Annotated in this window: 14 protein-coding genes; 4 read left to right on the top strand and 10 right to left on the bottom strand. The window is 56.1% G+C overall.

All coding sequences use genetic code 11. The features are described 5' to 3' along the window. Positions 1-590 precede the first annotated feature (590 nt). The 4 genes from LAO21_08275 (at position 591) to LAO21_08260 (ending at position 7079) form a co-directional block, all read left to right on the top strand. Positions 591-2174: a sensor domain-containing diguanylate cyclase gene (locus LAO21_08275; GenBank protein MBZ5552700.1), complete on the top strand. Its 1584-nt coding sequence runs from the start codon at positions 591-593 to the stop codon at positions 2172-2174. Next, entirely contained in the window at positions 2171-3589 is a 1419-nt protein-coding gene (locus LAO21_08270; protein ID MBZ5552699.1) for a hypothetical protein, read from the top strand. The genes LAO21_08275 and LAO21_08270 overlap by 4 nt, the downstream gene beginning before the upstream one ends. A gap of 63 nt (positions 3590-3652) precedes the next feature. Beyond that, entirely contained in the window at positions 3653-4321 is a 669-nt protein-coding gene (locus LAO21_08265) for a DUF3471 domain-containing protein (protein MBZ5552698.1), read from the top strand. A gap of 562 nt (positions 4322-4883) precedes the next feature. Continuing rightward, complete coding sequence (locus LAO21_08260) at positions 4884-7079, top strand: DUF1926 domain-containing protein (GenBank protein ID MBZ5552697.1); 2196 nt, start codon at positions 4884-4886, stop codon at positions 7077-7079. A 308-nt stretch (positions 7080-7387) separates the two neighbouring features. Here the strand turns inward: LAO21_08260 and LAO21_08255 are convergent, their stop codons facing one another. The 10 genes from LAO21_08255 to LAO21_08210 all read right to left on the bottom strand — a co-directional run bounded on the left by LAO21_08255 (position 7388) and on the right by LAO21_08210 (position 16614). Next, entirely contained in the window at positions 7388-8164 is a 777-nt protein-coding gene (locus LAO21_08255) for a lysophospholipid acyltransferase family protein (protein ID MBZ5552696.1), read from the bottom strand. 661 nt (positions 8165-8825) lie between these two features. Beyond that, positions 8826-9815: an electron transfer flavoprotein subunit alpha/FixB family protein gene (locus LAO21_08250; GenBank protein MBZ5552695.1), complete on the bottom strand. Its 990-nt coding sequence runs from the start codon at positions 9813-9815 to the stop codon at positions 8826-8828. Between the two features lie 400 nt (positions 9816-10215). Beyond that, a complete protein-coding gene (locus LAO21_08245; protein ID MBZ5552694.1) occupies positions 10216-11001 on the bottom strand; it encodes an electron transfer flavoprotein subunit beta/FixA family protein in 786 nt (261 codons plus the stop codon). 130 nt (positions 11002-11131) lie between these two features. Then, complete coding sequence (gene fabF / locus LAO21_08240; GenBank protein ID MBZ5552693.1) at positions 11132-12379, bottom strand: beta-ketoacyl-ACP synthase II; 1248 nt, start codon at positions 12377-12379, stop codon at positions 11132-11134. A 44-nt stretch (positions 12380-12423) separates the two neighbouring features. After that, positions 12424-12663: an acyl carrier protein gene (acpP, locus tag LAO21_08235; protein MBZ5552692.1), complete on the bottom strand. Its 240-nt coding sequence runs from the start codon at positions 12661-12663 to the stop codon at positions 12424-12426. Positions 12664-12783: 120 nt separating this feature from the next. Beyond that, on the bottom strand, positions 12784-13524 hold the full coding sequence (gene fabG / locus LAO21_08230; protein ID MBZ5552691.1) for a 3-oxoacyl-[acyl-carrier-protein] reductase: 741 nt from the start codon (positions 13522-13524) through the stop codon (positions 12784-12786). A 111-nt stretch (positions 13525-13635) separates the two neighbouring features. Further along, complete coding sequence (gene fabD / locus LAO21_08225) at positions 13636-14589, bottom strand: ACP S-malonyltransferase (protein MBZ5552690.1); 954 nt, start codon at positions 14587-14589, stop codon at positions 13636-13638. Then, on the bottom strand, positions 14586-15656 hold the full coding sequence (gene plsX / locus LAO21_08220; GenBank protein MBZ5552689.1) for a phosphate acyltransferase PlsX: 1071 nt from the start codon (positions 15654-15656) through the stop codon (positions 14586-14588). The genes fabD and plsX overlap by 4 nt, the downstream gene beginning before the upstream one ends. A gap of 160 nt (positions 15657-15816) precedes the next feature. Then, a complete protein-coding gene (gene rpmF / locus LAO21_08215) occupies positions 15817-15999 on the bottom strand; it encodes a 50S ribosomal protein L32 (GenBank protein ID MBZ5552688.1) in 183 nt (60 codons plus the stop codon). 87 nt (positions 16000-16086) lie between these two features. Beyond that, entirely contained in the window at positions 16087-16614 is a 528-nt protein-coding gene (locus tag LAO21_08210) for a DUF177 domain-containing protein (GenBank protein ID MBZ5552687.1), read from the bottom strand. Positions 16615-16646 lie beyond the last annotated feature (32 nt).

Genomic DNA, 16646 nt, shown 5'->3' with positions numbered 1-16646 from the left:
AGGATCTCCGGCAGAGGGAAGCGTGAACAGGTTCAATCCTTGCGATTGAGATAAGGTTCAAGCGAAACCCCGTGCCCACTCAGATTTTCTCGTCTGAGTGGGCATTTCTTTTGGGGGGGGGTTGGAAGAGCAGTTTTCAGTTTTCAGTTGCCAGTTGCCAGAGAGCGGAAGTCGGACGTCAGAAGCCGGGGGCAGGAAGCCAGAAGAGCAAGTGTTAGGGACCAGGTTTCAGGTCTTAGGTGAGGGAAGGCTAATGGCAGAAGTCGGAGGTCGGAAGGCAGAAGTCTGAGGCCGGAAGCAAGAAGCCGGAAATCAGAGGTCAGAAGTCGGAAAACAAGTGCTGAAAACGTGGAATCCCAGGGTTTTAACTTTGAACTTTGAACCTGGAACTTTGAACTAGGTTTTTTGAACCTGGAACTTTGAACGGGTTTTAAGACTTTGGACCTTGGGCTTGGGACTTTGAACCTTGATCTCTAAAGAGCACGCCAGAGGCCGGCACTCATGTTAAACTGGTTGTGTTGACGGCGGTCGCCTATCCGGGTTCCATAATTGAAGTTCTCCATTAATTTACCGACACTCCTCAGACCACGATGATAGCTCAGTCTTTCGACAGCGTCTCGACACAGGAGGCAGCCCGGCGGACTAAACGCCGGGGACTCATGCTGGCAGCCTTTGGTTACCTGCTGGGCATCGCGGTGTTGTGGTTGTGCCGGTGGCTCGGCCTCAGCAGCACGAGCCTGCGGGAGTTGATGTGGTGCATTGTTTTCTTTCTGGCCAACAGCCTTTTGTTGCTCCTCGTGCTTCAAAGCCGCCTGGACGGAAAGCTTTTATTCGATCCTCATTTCATTTACATCCCGGTTTTCCTCTCCATCTTGTGGCTCACTTATTATCTTTATGTTGCCCATGAGGCGCGCAGTCTGCTCTTCTCAGTCATTTTTCTTCCCTTTGTTTTCATGGTAAGTCTGGTCGGCCTTCGCGACGGCCTCATTATCAGCTCTCTGTTTGTCATCGCCTACCTCACGCTGTTATTGCACCTCTCCGGATATGAGACTCTGAACACGCAGGCAGAGGGCGTACGCGTCACCGTGTTCTTCCTCGTCATGGTATTCAGTTGCCTGATTATGGAACGAACCAAGCGGCACCGGGAGAAATACATAGCGACCGTGAAGGAGGTCGCCACGCTCCAGGAAATCGGTAAAACGCTTGTTTCCACGCTCGTGGTGGATCAACTCGTGGAGCAAATTCTGGCCATCATCAAGGAGAGGTTCGGCTACGTGAATTGCTCGCTCTGGACCCTTGAAAAAGCCAGCCATGAGCTGGTCCTTCGTGCCCAAAAGGGGTTTGTCTCCCTCGACAATTCAAGCGACACACGTTTGCCTCTGTCGGGACCCGGAATTACCGTGTGGGTGGCACTGCGGGGGTCAATGGCCAATGTAGGAAACGTCCAACAAGACAGCCGCTACACCACCGCGAACCTCACTTCGGACTGCCCGACCGTTTCGGAATTGACATTGCCCTTGAAGCGTCACGGAGAGGTCTTTGCCATACTTGATGTGCAGAGTGGACGCTTGAATGGCTTCACCCGCAATGATGAACGGGTTCTGTCAGCCGTGGCGGACTACGCCTCCATTGCGCTAGCCAATGCCCGATGGGTCGATGTCCGCGCGAATCGCGACGGCTTGACGGGCCTTTACAACCATCGCTTCCTGATGGAACAGCTTGAGCTGGAACTGCATCGCATGAATCGTCTCGGCAAACCATGTTCCTTTGTCATGTGCGACATCGATCGCTTCAAGTCGATCAACGACGTCCATGGCCACCTGACGGGGGATGCGATTCTCAAGCAGGTGTCGGTGCTCCTGATGAATTCCTTGCGCGACAGCGACATCATTGCCCGCTACGGAGGGGACGAGTTCAGTGCGATCCTTCCGAATACGACCCGCCCGGATGCGCTGGGCGTGGCCGAGAAGCTTCGCCACAAGACGCAGGAGGCCGTCTTTTGGGGAGATCATCATGACGGACCCTACCGTGCCACGGCCAGTTTTGGGGTCGCTACCTATCCCGAGGATGCTCATACTCCCGCCGACCTCATCCGTTTGGCCGACGAACGCCTGTACCAGGCCAAACAGAGAGGCCGGAATTGTGTCCTCCCTTCTCCCGTCCAGTCCTTATGAGAAGCCGGCTCGTGAACTTGTTGAGGATTGCCCTGTTCTGGTTTCTAGTATTCGCCTCCTCTCAGGTGGGCGCATTTCCTCCGGAGAATCTTCCCCGGGGACAGATCGTTGACAAGGTCGCGTGTCAGGCCGATCCCCGACAAACGTACGCACTCTATCTCCCCTCGCACTACACCCCCGAAAGAAAGTGGCCCATTCTTTATGCGTTTGATGCGGGGGCGCGGGGGCGACTCCCGGTCGAGCGTTTCAAAGAGGCCGCGGAGAGGTATGGATATATTCTGGCGGGCTCGAACAATTCCCGCAATGGACCGCCCGAGCCAGTCATTGCGGCCATTCGCGCATTATTTGAAGATACCCAGACCCGATTCTCGATCAATGAGAACCGCGTTTATCTCGCCGGCTTTTCGGGGGGCGCCCGGGTGGCCGTTTCTGTGGCTTACTCATTGAAAGGACTTGCCGCCGGGGTGATCGGTTGCGGCGCCGGTTTCCCCTCCGAAATAAACCCCTCGCCCTCCCTCCCGTTTGCATACTTTGGCACGGTCGGGTTCGAAGATTTCAATTTTTCCGAAATGCGGAAGCTGGATCAGACTTTGGATCGCCTCGCAGTTCCTCACCGAATAGTCATGTTCAAGGGAAGCCACGATTGGCCTCCTCCGGAAGTTTGCGGGGATGCGGTGGAATGGATGGAATTGCAGGCGATGAAATCAGGAAAACGGACGAGAGACGAGACGCTGATCGACGAGGTGCTCAAAAAGGCAGTTCAAAAGGCTCAGAGCGACAATTCGTCGAAGAATGCCTATGAAGCGTTTCTCGGTTACAAGGCCCTGGAGGCGGATTTCAAGGGCCTCCGGGATGTCACCGCATTTAACAGCGAGCGCGCGCGCCTGGAAAACTCGAAGGAGGTCAGACGGTCCCTCCGGAGCGAGCAGGAGCAGGAAGATCGTCAGAATGAGCTGGGCAGCAAACTTTATGCGCTCAAAGAGAGGTATCAGAGTGGCGGGAACTCCTCCTCGGTACGCCAGGAACTGAAGAATGAAATCGCTGACCTGAAGCGGACCGCCGCTAGAAAAGAAGATACCCCAGATCGACTCGTCGCGCGGCGCGTTCTGAGTCTGATGACTGTCCAGCTCAACCAGGAGGGGATGCAATTCTTCCAAGCCCGGAACTACAGCCTTGCTGCCTTCAATTTTTCGCTTGCCGCCCAAATCAGCCCGGAGAATCCAAGGGTGTTATACCATCTCGCCTGCGCTTATTCGCAGGACGGAAAGAAAAAAGATGCCATTGAGGCTCTACAAAACGCCGTGGAGAAGGGCTTCAAGGATGTTCTGGCGCTTGAAACCGATCCTGACCTTGAGCCCATCCGAAAGGAGCCTGCATTTCAGGGTCTCGTCGAGAAGTTAAAGAAGGAGGGGTAGCGGTTCGCGGCGCGATATCGGGCTCCTCAATCCTGTTGAGCCTTACCCACCCGGAGCATACCCATGAAAAGATTCCTGCGTCCAGACTTCTCTGCGTACGGACTCGGCGGGGGGCTGGCTGACTACCGGAGCAGGAGAATTGTATCGCACACCGGAAGTCTTGCCGGTGTGGTCTCAAGGGTCACCCTGGTGCCAGACCCGAAGCTCGGCATCGTGGTGCTGACGAACCAGGAACGGGGGGATGTATTTCAGGCCGTTACGTATCACCCCCTGGACGAGTACCTGGGGGCACCGCCCACCGACTGGGTGACCGCGTATTACCCTGTATTACAGACCGACGAAGCGAAGGCAAAGGAGGAGGAGAACAAGCAAAAGGCAAATCGAGCCACGGGCTCCAAAGCCTCGCTCCCGCTCGAAAAGTATGCGGGCGAGTATCGCGACGCCTGGTACGGGACGATCTCCTTAGCCCTGCAGAATGGAACGCTGGCCATCCGTTTCGACCACACGCCCGCCCTGGTCGGGAGCCTGGAGCACTGGCAATATGACACCTTCATCGCCCGCTGGCGCGACCGCTCGCTGGTGGCCGACGCCTTTGTGACCTTCTCTCTCAAGCCTGACGGAACGATTGACCAGATGAAAATGGCCCCTGTCTCGCCGCTCACCAATTTCAGTTTTGATTTTCAGGATCTTCTGTTCAATCCGGTGGTTCGGGAAAAAAAGGGATCCCAATGAACACCCTCTGAAGTGCGAAAGAACAAACCTCGGAGAGTGCAAAGTGGGGGCCAAGAACGCCAGTTGAAGCATCGCACGCTAAGAATGGAAGGTCCTGGCGGCCTTCGCGCCTGCCTGGCGTTCTTTGCGGTTGAGCGGCGGCCCTCAGGTCGTGTAAACACCTTGTATCTCCATAACGAAAAGGGAAAGCCGAAGCTCCCCTTTGGAAATAACCCCAGAGGATAGCTTTGAAGACCCGTTTCAATGCCAGTTGAATGGTCCGATTCTCTCCATTGAATTGTCCGTCATTCGAAAAATTCGGACTGGACACATTCGAACAGGTGAAGAAGGGAGGGCCCTCTTGGGAAGTGACTCGCGCCTCCTCTTCCACCCCGTGAAATACGGGTGGCAATTTTCCTTCTCCGATGATAGTTTCAGGGGTCCTAACTATGGATTTTGCGCTCCTCCGGACAGAGCGGCCTTTTCGCGGGCCGGTCTTCAGGATGTTCATGCGGGCATGAGCGCTTCGAATTGCGATTGACACACCGCTGGTACCTCGCGGTCGTGGTCCGCGTGAACCCACATGAACAGGATCTATTTTTCGCTCATCATCCACGCCCATCAGCCGGCCGGCAACTTCCACGAAGTGATCGAAGATGCCTACCGGCATTCCTACCTTCCTTTTCTTCAAAAGCTGGAAAGCCATCCCCATATCCGGCTCACCCTGCATGTTTCCGGACCCTTGCTGGAATGGATCGAGAGACATCATCGGGAGTATTTCGAATTGCTTCGTGGAATGATCGAACGGCGCCAGGTGGAGCTGATGGGGGGTGGGTTCCATGAACCCATCCTCCCGCTGATCCCCGAGCGCGACGCCCTGGCACAGCTCGAACGCCTGACGGATTATCTGAAGTCAAGATTTGGGCTCAGACCTCGCGGGGTGTGGTTGCCGGAGCGGGTGTGGGAACCCCAGCTCCCTTCAGTGCTCGCCCGGGCCCAGGTCGATTACCTTTGTCTCGACGATGTTCATTTCCTGATGACGGGATTGTCGCCTGACGATCTGTTCGGCTACTACATCACCGAGGATCTTGGAAACACGGTTCGCGTCCTGGCGGGCAGCAAACGCCTGCGGTATTTCATCCCCTTCCGTGACCCCTCCGAAACGATTGATTACCTTCGTTCCGTCTCCGAAAAACACGGTGATGGGCTGGTCACGATGGCAGACGATCTTGAAAAATTCGGGGCGTGGCCGCACACCTACGAACATGTCTATCAAAACGCCTGGCTCGATCGATTCTTCAGGGCCCTGGAGGAGAATCACGAGTGGATCGAGGTGGTCCCGGCCGGCGAGTACCTGGAAGCATTCCATCCGCTGGGCCGGGTTGACTTGCCCGCGGCCTCGTACCCGGAGATGATGATGTGGGCGCTTCCCCCGGAGAAACAGCTTCAACTTGAAGCTGCAGAAAGTTTCCTGAAGAACTCTGACGGAGCACACCTTGTGGAACCTTTTGTCCGGGGCGGCTTTTTCCGGAATTTCTTCGCGCGGTATTCGGAGTCGAACCTGCTGCACAAACGGATGGTCCACTGCAGTCATCGTCTCGAGGAGCTGCGTAACCGCGGACTTTATGCCAGTGATGCGGCCCTCTCCCTCTGGAACCGGGCCTATGACCATCTCCTCCGCTCGCAAGGCAACGATCCTTATTGGCATGGGGTCTTCGGAGGGCTCTATGCACCGCATCTCCGGCTCTCAGCGCAGCGCAATTTGAGCATGGCCGAGTCATGCGCAGACGAGGTGGAGCGCAGCTTGACCGGCCTTACCCGGACCATTGTTGAAGTAGTTGATTTTGATTGTGATCAAGAGGACGAAATCTATATTTCGGCTCAAAACTTTTCAGCTCTTTTCGATCCCAATGACGGAGCCACACTGCAGTACCTGGACTTCAAGCCCTGCTCGATGGACATCATCAATACGTTGAGACGTCGCAAGGAAGCCTATCACCAGAAGATCGCCTCCGCGGGAGAAAACATTCCGCTGCGGGAAGGGATCCAAACCATCCACGAGAGGCCATTCGCCACACAACCGCATCTTCAGCGGGAATTGATCTATGACCCGTACCTGAGAAACTGCTTCCGGGTCGTGTGTTTCCCTTCCTCGAGAGAGTTTGATGACTTTGCGACGGCATCACTGGGGATGGATCTCGAACTGGCCGCCGGCAGATACTCCCTGGCGCCTGCCCCTCCCCTTTTTCCAGCGAAGCCGAACATCCATCCTCTGCTGGCCCACCCCATTTCCGTCGACGATCTCATCTTTAAGAGCATTGACGGCAAGTCTTCGCCCCAAGTGCGAAAGCGGTTCAAGTTTTCAGGGCCCGAAGCTGAAGGACTGGAAATCGCGTGCAGAGTCGACCTGGAATGGGGAAAGGCGGAGGCTGAGGAGAAGAAAGTCGGAATCGAAATGGCCTTCAATCTTCTGGCCCCGGATGAGACGGATCGTTACTTTGTGTTGGGGAAGAGAAAGGAGCCCTTGAAATGGCAAGGGTGCTGTGAGGACCTCGATGAGGTGGCCCTGGTCGACGAGTATCAGAAGATCAGAATTGAAATTAAGGTTCCTGAACCCACCACGTGGTGGATTACCCCGCTCAACGCCATTGCCCAGTCGGAGGATGGCTTTGAACTGATCTATGAGGGTTCGGCGATTCTACCTCACCGGAGATTTAATCCGGGCAAACAGAAAGCCTTTCACACCTGGGTCACGGTCCGGGTGACGCGGCTGAAGTAGGTGTCAGGGATCAGGTGTCGGGTGTCAGGTGGGTGAAGCCAGAGGCCAGAGGACGGAAGCAAGAAGTCAGAAGTCGGAGGTCAGAGGTCGGAAGCAAGAAGAGGCCGAAAGCGAGAAGCCGGAAATCAGAGGTCAGAAGTCGGAAAACAAGTGCTGAAAACGTGGAATCGCAGGGTTTTAACTTTGAACTTTGAACCTGGAACTTTGAACTAGGTTTTTTGAACTTGGAACTTTGGACTGGGTTTTTGGGATTTGGTGTTTGGAATTTATTTGGATTTTGGACTTTGGAATTTGGATTTTGCTCCTAGCTATTCCTTCCTTCTCGATCCATCCACCCAGAAGGAATCTCCCTCCCCGCGGATCCTATCCAGCAGTCGCTGCATCTCCTGATGCTTCTGGCGAACGGTCGCTTCGTCGGCAGCCGACTCGACGTAGATGGGCGGGGCCTTGATGATCAAGGCACGGCTGAAGGGTTTGGGGATTTCAAAGTGATCCCAACTGTTTCGCAGAATCCACTTCTTCTCGTACGAGACATGAAAGCAGAAGATCGCATCGCCCGTCTTGCGGGCCAGCAGCAGCGGCCCCATCTTGGCCTGGTAACGCGGCCCTCGGGGTCCGTCAATGGTGAATCCCACATCGCTTCCCTGTCTCAAACACCTCGCCATTTCCGCGAGCGCTCTCATCCCGCCCCGTGAACTGGAGCCGCGCGCCGTCCCGTAGCCATGCATGGTGATGAAGCGCGCGATATATTCTCCATCAAAATTCTGTGAGGTCATCACGACAATGCCCCGCCTGCGGTAATACCAGGTAGCTCCAAAGATACGGTTGTGCCAAAAAACGAATATGGCACGGTGTCCGGCCCTGTATATCGCCTCCAGGTTCTCGTCCCCGCGTGATTCGAACCTCAGTGTTCTCCCAATGAGTTCAATGAACCAGTAGCCAACATGTGCCGCCACCCAGATTTGAAATCTTTGCCATCGAGTCCACACCCGCGCGCACCCGCGGAAAGGGGGGGGCTGTTTGGCGGCTCCATGCGCTCCGCCCTCGGCCATCAATTCTCCCGTTTCTGTGATCTGTTCGGACATGGATTCGCGTTCATCGGGTCGACCCGCTTCATCGGTCCAACTCGGCCCGGTAATCTCTACTGGAGACGCCTTTAGGGCCGGAGGCGCCCGCCGACCGTCGGTCAGCCATCAATATACTGTTTTGAGGCTCATTTGTCAGCCCGGACGATTCCCGATCCCTTTCCCTCCTGAAGCCGCCACTTGGATACCATCCCCTCCATAGTGACGGCATGTCATCGACAAAACCATCGGGGCTTGATCTTCTGATGGGGCTGGCGCAGACGAATGAGGTTAAGCAGACTGGGGTGAGGATAGGGAGACGATCCGAATCGCAGCGGATCTTTCAAGCGCTGTCACGGATCCGAGCAGTCCCGACGGAACCCGCAGTTGGTACAAATCAACTTGCAGTTGCGCTGGGCCAGGGGATGGCCACAGATGTCGCAGAGGGGTTGAGTCACTCCGCGAGGACCGGTTCCTCGCGCAGAGAGTTCCTGTTCGCCCAATGGGGGGACGCCTTCGTCGCGTCTCCGGGGGAACACTTGTCCTGTGGTATTCGATGAAAATGGAATTCTTTTCTTGGTCTCCAACGAACCCTCGCGCCCAAAGGCAGAATTCCTTTTCCGCATTCTTCCAGCGAAGGCGGAAAAACCTCGCCGGACAACTGTGTCTGCCTTCCGGATCTCTAGCTGCGGGCCGCCTTAACGGCCTCGGTCAACACCGGGATTATCTCAAACAGGTCGGCCACAATGCCGAAGTCGGCCACCTCAAAGATGGGGGCATCGGGGTCCTTGTTGATCGCGACAATCGTCCGGGACGATTTCATGCCAACCAGGTGTTGAGTGGCCCCAGAGATGCCAATCGCCAAATAGAGCTTGGGAGAGACGGTCTGCCCGGAGCTTCCCACCTGCCGATCCATCGGCAACCAGCCACTATCACAAATGGGACGAGACGCCGCCAACTCGGCGCCCAGCGCCTCGGCCAGGGCCCGGGCCATCTCAATATTCTCCACCTTCTTGATGCCGCGGCCAATCGCCACTATTTTTTCGGCTTGGCTGAGATCGACAGCCTGCTTCGCCTCGCGAAACACTTCCAGGGACTTGGTCCGGATCTGTGTCGGGTCCAGGGCGACAGTCAGCGGTTTCACGGCAGCCCTGGATTCGCCCGCTTCCACCGAGTCTCCACGGAATGCACCCGCCTGGAAGGAAACAAAGTAAGGCGGGTCGTGTTCAATTTTCACATCGGCGTTCATCTTTCCTTGAAACACCTGCCGAATAAAGATGACTTGCCCATCCTCAGGGCGGTAAGCGGTAACGTCCCCTACCAGTGCCCTGCCCATGGACGCCGCAAGCTTGGGGGCGAAATCGCGCACCTCATACGTATGACTCATGAGGACGAACTTGGGGGCGACCTGCTGAATGACCTGCTGGAAGGCAAGGGCATACCCATCCGGGGTGTAACTCTCCAACAATGGATGTTCGACCGTGTAGACTTGGTCCAGTTTCTTCTCGGCGACCGCTTCGGCAATCTGAGAGACTCCGTTGCCAAAGACCCCCGCATAGACCTTCAGGCCTAACCCCCGTCCCAGTTCCTGTCCTGCAACGAGGGCCTCCCAGGAACTCCGGTTCATCTTTCCATCGCGCTGTTCTATAAAAACTAATATTCCATCCGGCATAAGGATTCACCACATTCAAGATATGAGTTCAAAGTCCAAGGTCCAAAGTCCAAGGTCCAAAGTCCAAGGTCCAAGGTCCAAAGTCCAAATAAATTCCAAACGCCAAATCCCAAAAACCCAGTTCAAAGTTCCAAGTTCAAAAAACCTAATTCAAAGTTCCAAGTTCAAAGTTCAAAGTTAAAACCCTGTGATTCCACGTTTTCAGCACTTGTTTTCCGACTTCTGACCTCTGATTTCCGGCTTCCTGCTTCCGGCCTCTTCTCGCTCCCGACCTCTGGCCTCCGACTTCTGGCTTCCGGCCTCTGGCCTCTGGCTTCCTGCCTCTGGCTTCCAGCTTCTGACGTCTGACTTCCGACTTCCGCTCTCTGGCAACTGACAACTGGGAACTGACAACTGCTCTTCAAATTACCCGCGCTTCGTTTTTCAGTTTATCCACAAGCTTCGCCGCTGCTTCCTTGGGAGAACCTTCCAGAAACTGGGTCTGTTTGGCCTTTTGCGGTACGTAAACCTTCCGAATGGACTGCTGGGGAGCCAAATCCGACTGGGTCAATCCCGTCGCTGCCAAGTCGATCAACTTGATCTCCTTTTTCTTGACCCCCATGATTCCTTTCAGGCTGGCATAGCGAGGTTGATTGATCCCCGACTGGATGGTGAGGACAGCCGGCAAGGGGAGTTCAAGCCACTGGAACCATCCGCTTTCCAACTCCCGTTTGATCTTGACCCGCGAACCTCCCTCAAGGACCTCCACTCCCATGACCAGTGTGGTGTGAGGAAGATTCAGGAACTCGGCCAAGATGACACCTGTTTGACCAAATCCGTGATCATCCGATTGCAGCCCGGTAACAATCAGATCAAACTTCTCCCTTTTGAAAACTTCCGCCATGACACGAGCCGTGGCACAGGCATCCAGTCCTAAGAAGGCGGCGTCGCTCAAGTGCAAGGCACGTTCCGCCCCCTTCGCCAGAGCCTCACGAATCACCGCGTGGGCCGATGCCGGTCCAAGGGTGCAGACCACAACCTCCCCTCCCATCTTTTCTTTGAGTTGCAACGCCGCTTCCAGGGCGTAGATGTCACTCTCGTTCGTTTCAAAGGAAAGGTCCTCCTCACGAATCCACGTCTGGTCGGCATTGATCCGAAGCGGGGCTTCGCGGCTGGGAACCTGCTTGATACAAACAATGATGTTCATAAGGGATCTCTCTCAAACTTCGCAACTCGAGGGCGTCTGATTTCTTCTCAGCGTCGTGGGCGGGTCGGGGAATGAAGCCTGTGGGGGCGGTGGGTTCGAGAAGCGTCCTGCCTTTTCCACTGCCACCGCGCTAATCTCCAGAGTATCGTTTCATTAGCAAAGCAGCATTCGTCCCGCCGAATCCGAAGGAGTTCGAGAGTGCGTAATCGATCTTCATATTTCTCGACTTGAGCGGGACGTAATCAAGATCGCACTCCGGGTCCGGGGTCTGATAATTAATTGTCGGTGGAACACATTGGCAGTGGATGGAGAGGGCGAGGACCGCCGCTTCGAGTCCCCCCGCACCGCCCAGAAGGTGTCCGGTCATCGACTTGGTCGAGCTCACCGAGATTTTACTGGCATGCTCGCCGAATACCTTCCTGATCGCCAGCGTTTCTGTCTTGTCATTAAACGGAGTTGACGTTCCGTGGGCGTTGATGTAGTCGATCTCGTCCGGCCGGACTCCCGCATCGTTCAGGGTATTTTTCATCACGCGCACTGCTCCGTCTCCGTCTTCCGAAGGCTGAGTGATATGAAAAGCGTCTCCTGACATTCCGTACCCCACCAGTTCGGACAGGATCCTCGCCCCGCGGCGTCGGGCGAACTCCAACTCTTCCAGAATCAGGATGCCCGATCCCTCCCCGATGACAAATCCATCGCGGTCCTTGTCAAAGGGCCGGCTGGCGGATTCCGGAGAATCATTCCGGATGGAAAGCGCGCGCATGGAAGCGAATCCTCCGACCCCCATGGGCGTGATAGCGGCTTCGGAGCCCCCGCAGATCATGGCATCGGCCTCCCCACGCTGAATCAGCCGAAATGAATCCCCGACTGCATGAGCGCTCGAAGAACAGGCCGTGCATGTCGCTGAATTTGGCCCCTTGGCGCGAAAGCGAATTGAGACCTGGCCCGAGGCGAGATTGACGATAGCGGCCGGAATGAAAAAGGGCGAGATCCTTCGAGGGCCTCCCCGAAGCAGTTCGGTATGTTCCCGCTCGATCACATCGAACCCCCCGATGCCGGATCCAATGTAAACTCCCACGCGCTCTGCATTGCCCCCGTCCACTTGAAGGCCGGACTGTTTCATCGCAAAATCCGAGGCCGCAATGGCAAAATGGATGAAGCGCCCCATTTTCTTCACTTCTTTTTTTTCAATGTACAAGAGGGGATCGAATCCCTTCACCTCGCATGCAAACTGGGTAGAGAACTGCGTTGGATCGAATAGTGTGATCCGCGCGGCGCCGCTCTTACCCGCGAGCAGTGCGTCCCAGCACTCCTGTGTCCCAATGCCGACAGCAGAGACCAATCCGACTCCCGTGACGACCACTCGCCTTTTATTCATGGCGTTCATAAGATAATGCAGTCTGACGACTCCATTCCTTTCGTTTATTTTGCGTGGGCCTGAATGTAGTCGACGGCGTCCTTGACCGTGGCGATCTTCTCCGCGTCCTCGTCAGGAATCTCGATATTGAATCCCTCTTCAAAGGCCATCACCAATTCCACCGTGTCCAGTGAATCCGCGCCGAGATCATCCACAAAGGACGCCGTGGGGGTCACTTCCGCCTCATCCACGCCGAGCTGTTCCACAATAATCTGCTTCACCTTTTCCTCGACATTTGCTGCCATGACCATCGTTCCTCCTTATGTGCACTCAGATTATTCCGAATGACTCATCTTGAGCCTGGCTCGGTCCCGCGTAAGGCCCGGGGACGGTCAGAAACTCAAAATCAACCCTTCGGTATTCCTTCACATGTACATCCCCCCATTGACACTCAGGACCTGGCCGGTAATATATGCAGCTTCGTCCGATGCCAGGAACCTCACGGCCCAGGCCACCTCGCGATCCGACCCCATTCGTTTCAATGGAATCATGTCCAGCAATTTCTGCCGGGTCGTTTCCGGCAGGCCGGCCGTCATCGCGGTGTCGATGAAACCCGGCGCCACCGCGTTGACGGTAATGTTGCGGGAAGCGACTTCCAAGGCAATTGATTTTGTCAGGCCGATCAGGCCCGATTTGGCGGCAACGTAATTGGCCTGCCCGGCGTTGCCGGACTGCGCCACCACCGAGGTGATATTAATGATCCGGCCATACCGCTGTCGCACCATGCATTTGAGGGCTTCCTGGATGGTATGAAAGACACTGGTGAGATTGGTCGCCATCACCACGTCCCAATCCTCGCGTTTCATGCGCATGACAAGGCCGTCGCGTGTAATTCCGGCATTGTTGACCAGGACGTCCACCCGCCCCAATTGCTTAATGACTCCCTCAAATGTCCGCTTGATTTCCTCCGCCGAGGAAACGTCGCATTGTATCACAACCGCCGGTCGCCCCAAGGCTTCAATTTCGGCACGCAGGGTGTTCAATTTCTCCACCTGACGTGCCAAGGCCACTACCGTGGCCCCCGCCTCCGCCAGGACGAGTGCGATAGCGCGCCCAATCCCCTGCGACGCACCCGTCACCACGGCTACTTTATTTTCAAGCAACATGTTTTCTTCCCAGCTAAAGAAGCAAATCCCGGGGGCGGGTTAAAGCAACGTCCCGGCCCCCTAACGTTTTTCGCCTCCCCACAGGGGAGAGACTTTAGGTTGTGTTCGGATTCAACGGCCAGTTCGCACGGCGTCGTGCAACGCCTCGAGCGTGGCCGTTAAACTCTTTTCATCTTCGACGTTAAGCATCCTTCGGCTTCGGTCGATCTGCTTCACCACTCCGGACAGAACGCGGCCTGGCCCGACCTCCACAAAAGTGTCAATGTCCCGAGCGATCATGGCGCGAATCGAGTCCTCCCACATGACCGGGGAGGACACTTGTCGCACCAGAGACGTGCGGGCCGCCAGACCCGTGGTAATGAATTCCCCGTCCACGTTGGTCACCAGCGGAAAACTTAAATCATCGAAATCCAGCCGCATTAAATCGTGTTCCAGCCGCTCCTGGGCGGGCATCATCAATCGGCAATGAAAGGGAGCACTGACATTCAGAAGGATTGCTCGCTTCGCCCCCGCTTCGGTCGCCAGCTTCACCGCCCGTTCCACGGCGCCCTTTGAACCTGCGATCACAATCTGGGCGGGCGAATTGATATTGGCGGCAGAGCATTCTTCGTCCTGCCGCGCATCCGCACAGATTTGATAAACGCAGTCCAGGGGTAAACCGAGGATCGCCGCCATGGCGCCCTCCCCCACAGGAACCGCCTCCTGCATGTAAATCCCGCGGTTGTGGACGATCTGAACGGCCTGGGAGAGAGGAATTGCCCCGGCGGCCACTAATGCGGAGTATTCCCCCAGGCTGTGGCCTGCCACCACTTCAGGCTGCAAACCTTTCTCTTCAAGGACCCGGTAGGCGGCGACCGAAACCGCGAGGATGGCCGGCTGCGTGTTCATGGTCAACTGGAGCTCTTCCTCCGGCCCGTCAAAGCAGAGTTTGCTGATTTGAAATCCGAGGCTCCGATCGGCCTCTTCGAAGACCCGATGGGCAGCAGGAAACTTTTCTGCGAGCTCCTTGCCCATGCCCGCATATTGCGATGCCTGTCCGGGGAAAATGAAGGCGATTTTGCTCAATGAATTCTCCGTGGCGAGGGGGAGTTCTGCGAGACCGAAACCCGGGGGTCTGCAACCTCGCCGGTGGCGTTGATTCGAGCGATTTCGCTTTCAATTCTTTCACTCAATTTGTTATTGCAGAATTCATAAGCCACCCGGATGGCATTCTTAATGGCATGCCCGTTTGAGCGTCCGTGACAAATGATACAAACCTCCTTGAGTCCCAGCAGAGGAGCCCCGCCATACTCGGAATAATCCAGCCGCCGCCTGAAATTGGCAAATGCCTTCTGAGAAAGAACGTAGCCCACCTTGGAGGTCAACGTGGCAGAAAGCTCCTCCCGAAGAAGCGTCGAAATCGCCTCCACCAGGCCCTCGCTCACCTTGAGCGCCACATTGCCGGTGAACCCATCGCATACGATCACATCGCAGGACCCGTTGTAGAGGTCCCGGCCTTCAACATTCCCTATGAAATTCAACGTCGATTTCTTCAGGAGGCCATAGACCTCCCTGGTCAAATCGTTTCCCTTGGAGGGTTCCTCACCGATCGAAAGCAGCCCCACGCGAGGGCGCGCCACGTTAAAAATGACACGGGAATAAACCTCGCCCATGATGGCGAATTGTTCGAGGTGGAAGGGTTTGCAATCGACGTTGGCGCCGACATCGAGGAGAATGGCCGGTTTCCCTTTCGAGGTCGGAAAAACCGCGGCCAGTCCGGGACGATCGACCGAAGGGAGCACCCCCATGACAATCTTGGAGGTGGTCATGACGGCGCCGGTATTGCCGGCACTGACCAAGCCCGCGGCCTTCCCTTCCCGCACCAACCGGGCAGAGACGTGGATCGAGGAATCGCGTTTCTTGCGGAAACTGGCCGCCGCCATATCCTCCATCGTTACCACCTGGGAGGCGTTCTGGACTTCAATGGGGAGGTGGCGCGGGCAACGGCGGCGCTTGAGCTCGGCATGGATCCCCTGCTCCGGCCCGACCAGGACCACCGCCACGGGATACTCTTCGACGGCGGCCATGGCACCTTCCACTTCACTGTGCGGGGCATGATCGCTGCCCATGGCGTCAACGGCGATCTTAATCATAGGCTGTAGGAGCAGCAACAAACGTCAAGATGATACTCAAGTTCGATCGGTCGGGTCCTCAATCCGGGACTTCGCCCAACAGGCTTGAGGCCACGACCGGGTGGGCCCGCCCGGTCCAGAATATCACCGCAGCCTCGCGCGGGCGCAACGAGACAGCAACCTACTCGGCCTCGACTTCAATGACTTCCTTCCCGTTGTAATATCCGCATTTCGGGCATGCCTGGTGAGGCAGCTTCATCTCGTGACAATTCGGACATTCGGAAAAGGACGGTGACGTCAGGGCGTCGTGCGCACGACGTCGAGCCGTCCGCGCCTTCGAATGCCTGCGCTTGGGATTTGGCATGACAATTTTCCTTTCTTAAACCTGAGATCCCTCGCCCTGAAAACCGGGGCTGTTGGGACGGGCCACGGCGGAATCCCGGAAGTGGATTTACAGACTCTTCAGGCCGCTTAAGCCCGCCCATCGGGGATCAAATTCCTCATCCCCACAACTGCAGGATGCCAGGTTCCGGTTGGCGCCACAATGGGGACACAATCCCTGGCAACCAACCTGACAAACGGGTTTCATGGGAAGCTCAATAAGAATCTGCTCCCGAAGCGTGTCGACCAGTTCCAATCCCGTTCCGACATAGAACCCGACATCCAGGTCCGGACGTCTTAATTCAATCTCCTCATCCCGCTCGACGGGACCCATGCTCTTGTGGGAACGATAAAAGAGATCGAATGACTTCTTAACCGGAATCCGCATGCTCTCAAGGCATCGGGAACACGCGGTCTCGATCTCAACCTCCAGGGTCCCCTCGATGCGAACCTCCTCGCTTACCAGCGAGGCTACGGCTTCGACACTCAAATGCCCGCTCTGCCTGAAATCAGCCGAACGGAGGTCGACCACCCCGGGTTCCAGTACTTCGGAGATGACAATCGGCTGAATCGCCAGATCTTTGAGGGCGATAAACATTTGAAATTACCAGCCCATCGCGTATTCAGCAG

This window comes from Terriglobia bacterium, from assembly GCA_020073085.1.
In the GTDB taxonomy this organism is placed as follows: Bacteria; Acidobacteriota; Terriglobia; order JAIQFV01; family JAIQFV01; genus JAIQFV01.
The sequence above is the reverse complement of the archived record's forward strand: the minus strand, read 5'-3'. Positions and strand labels throughout refer to the sequence as shown.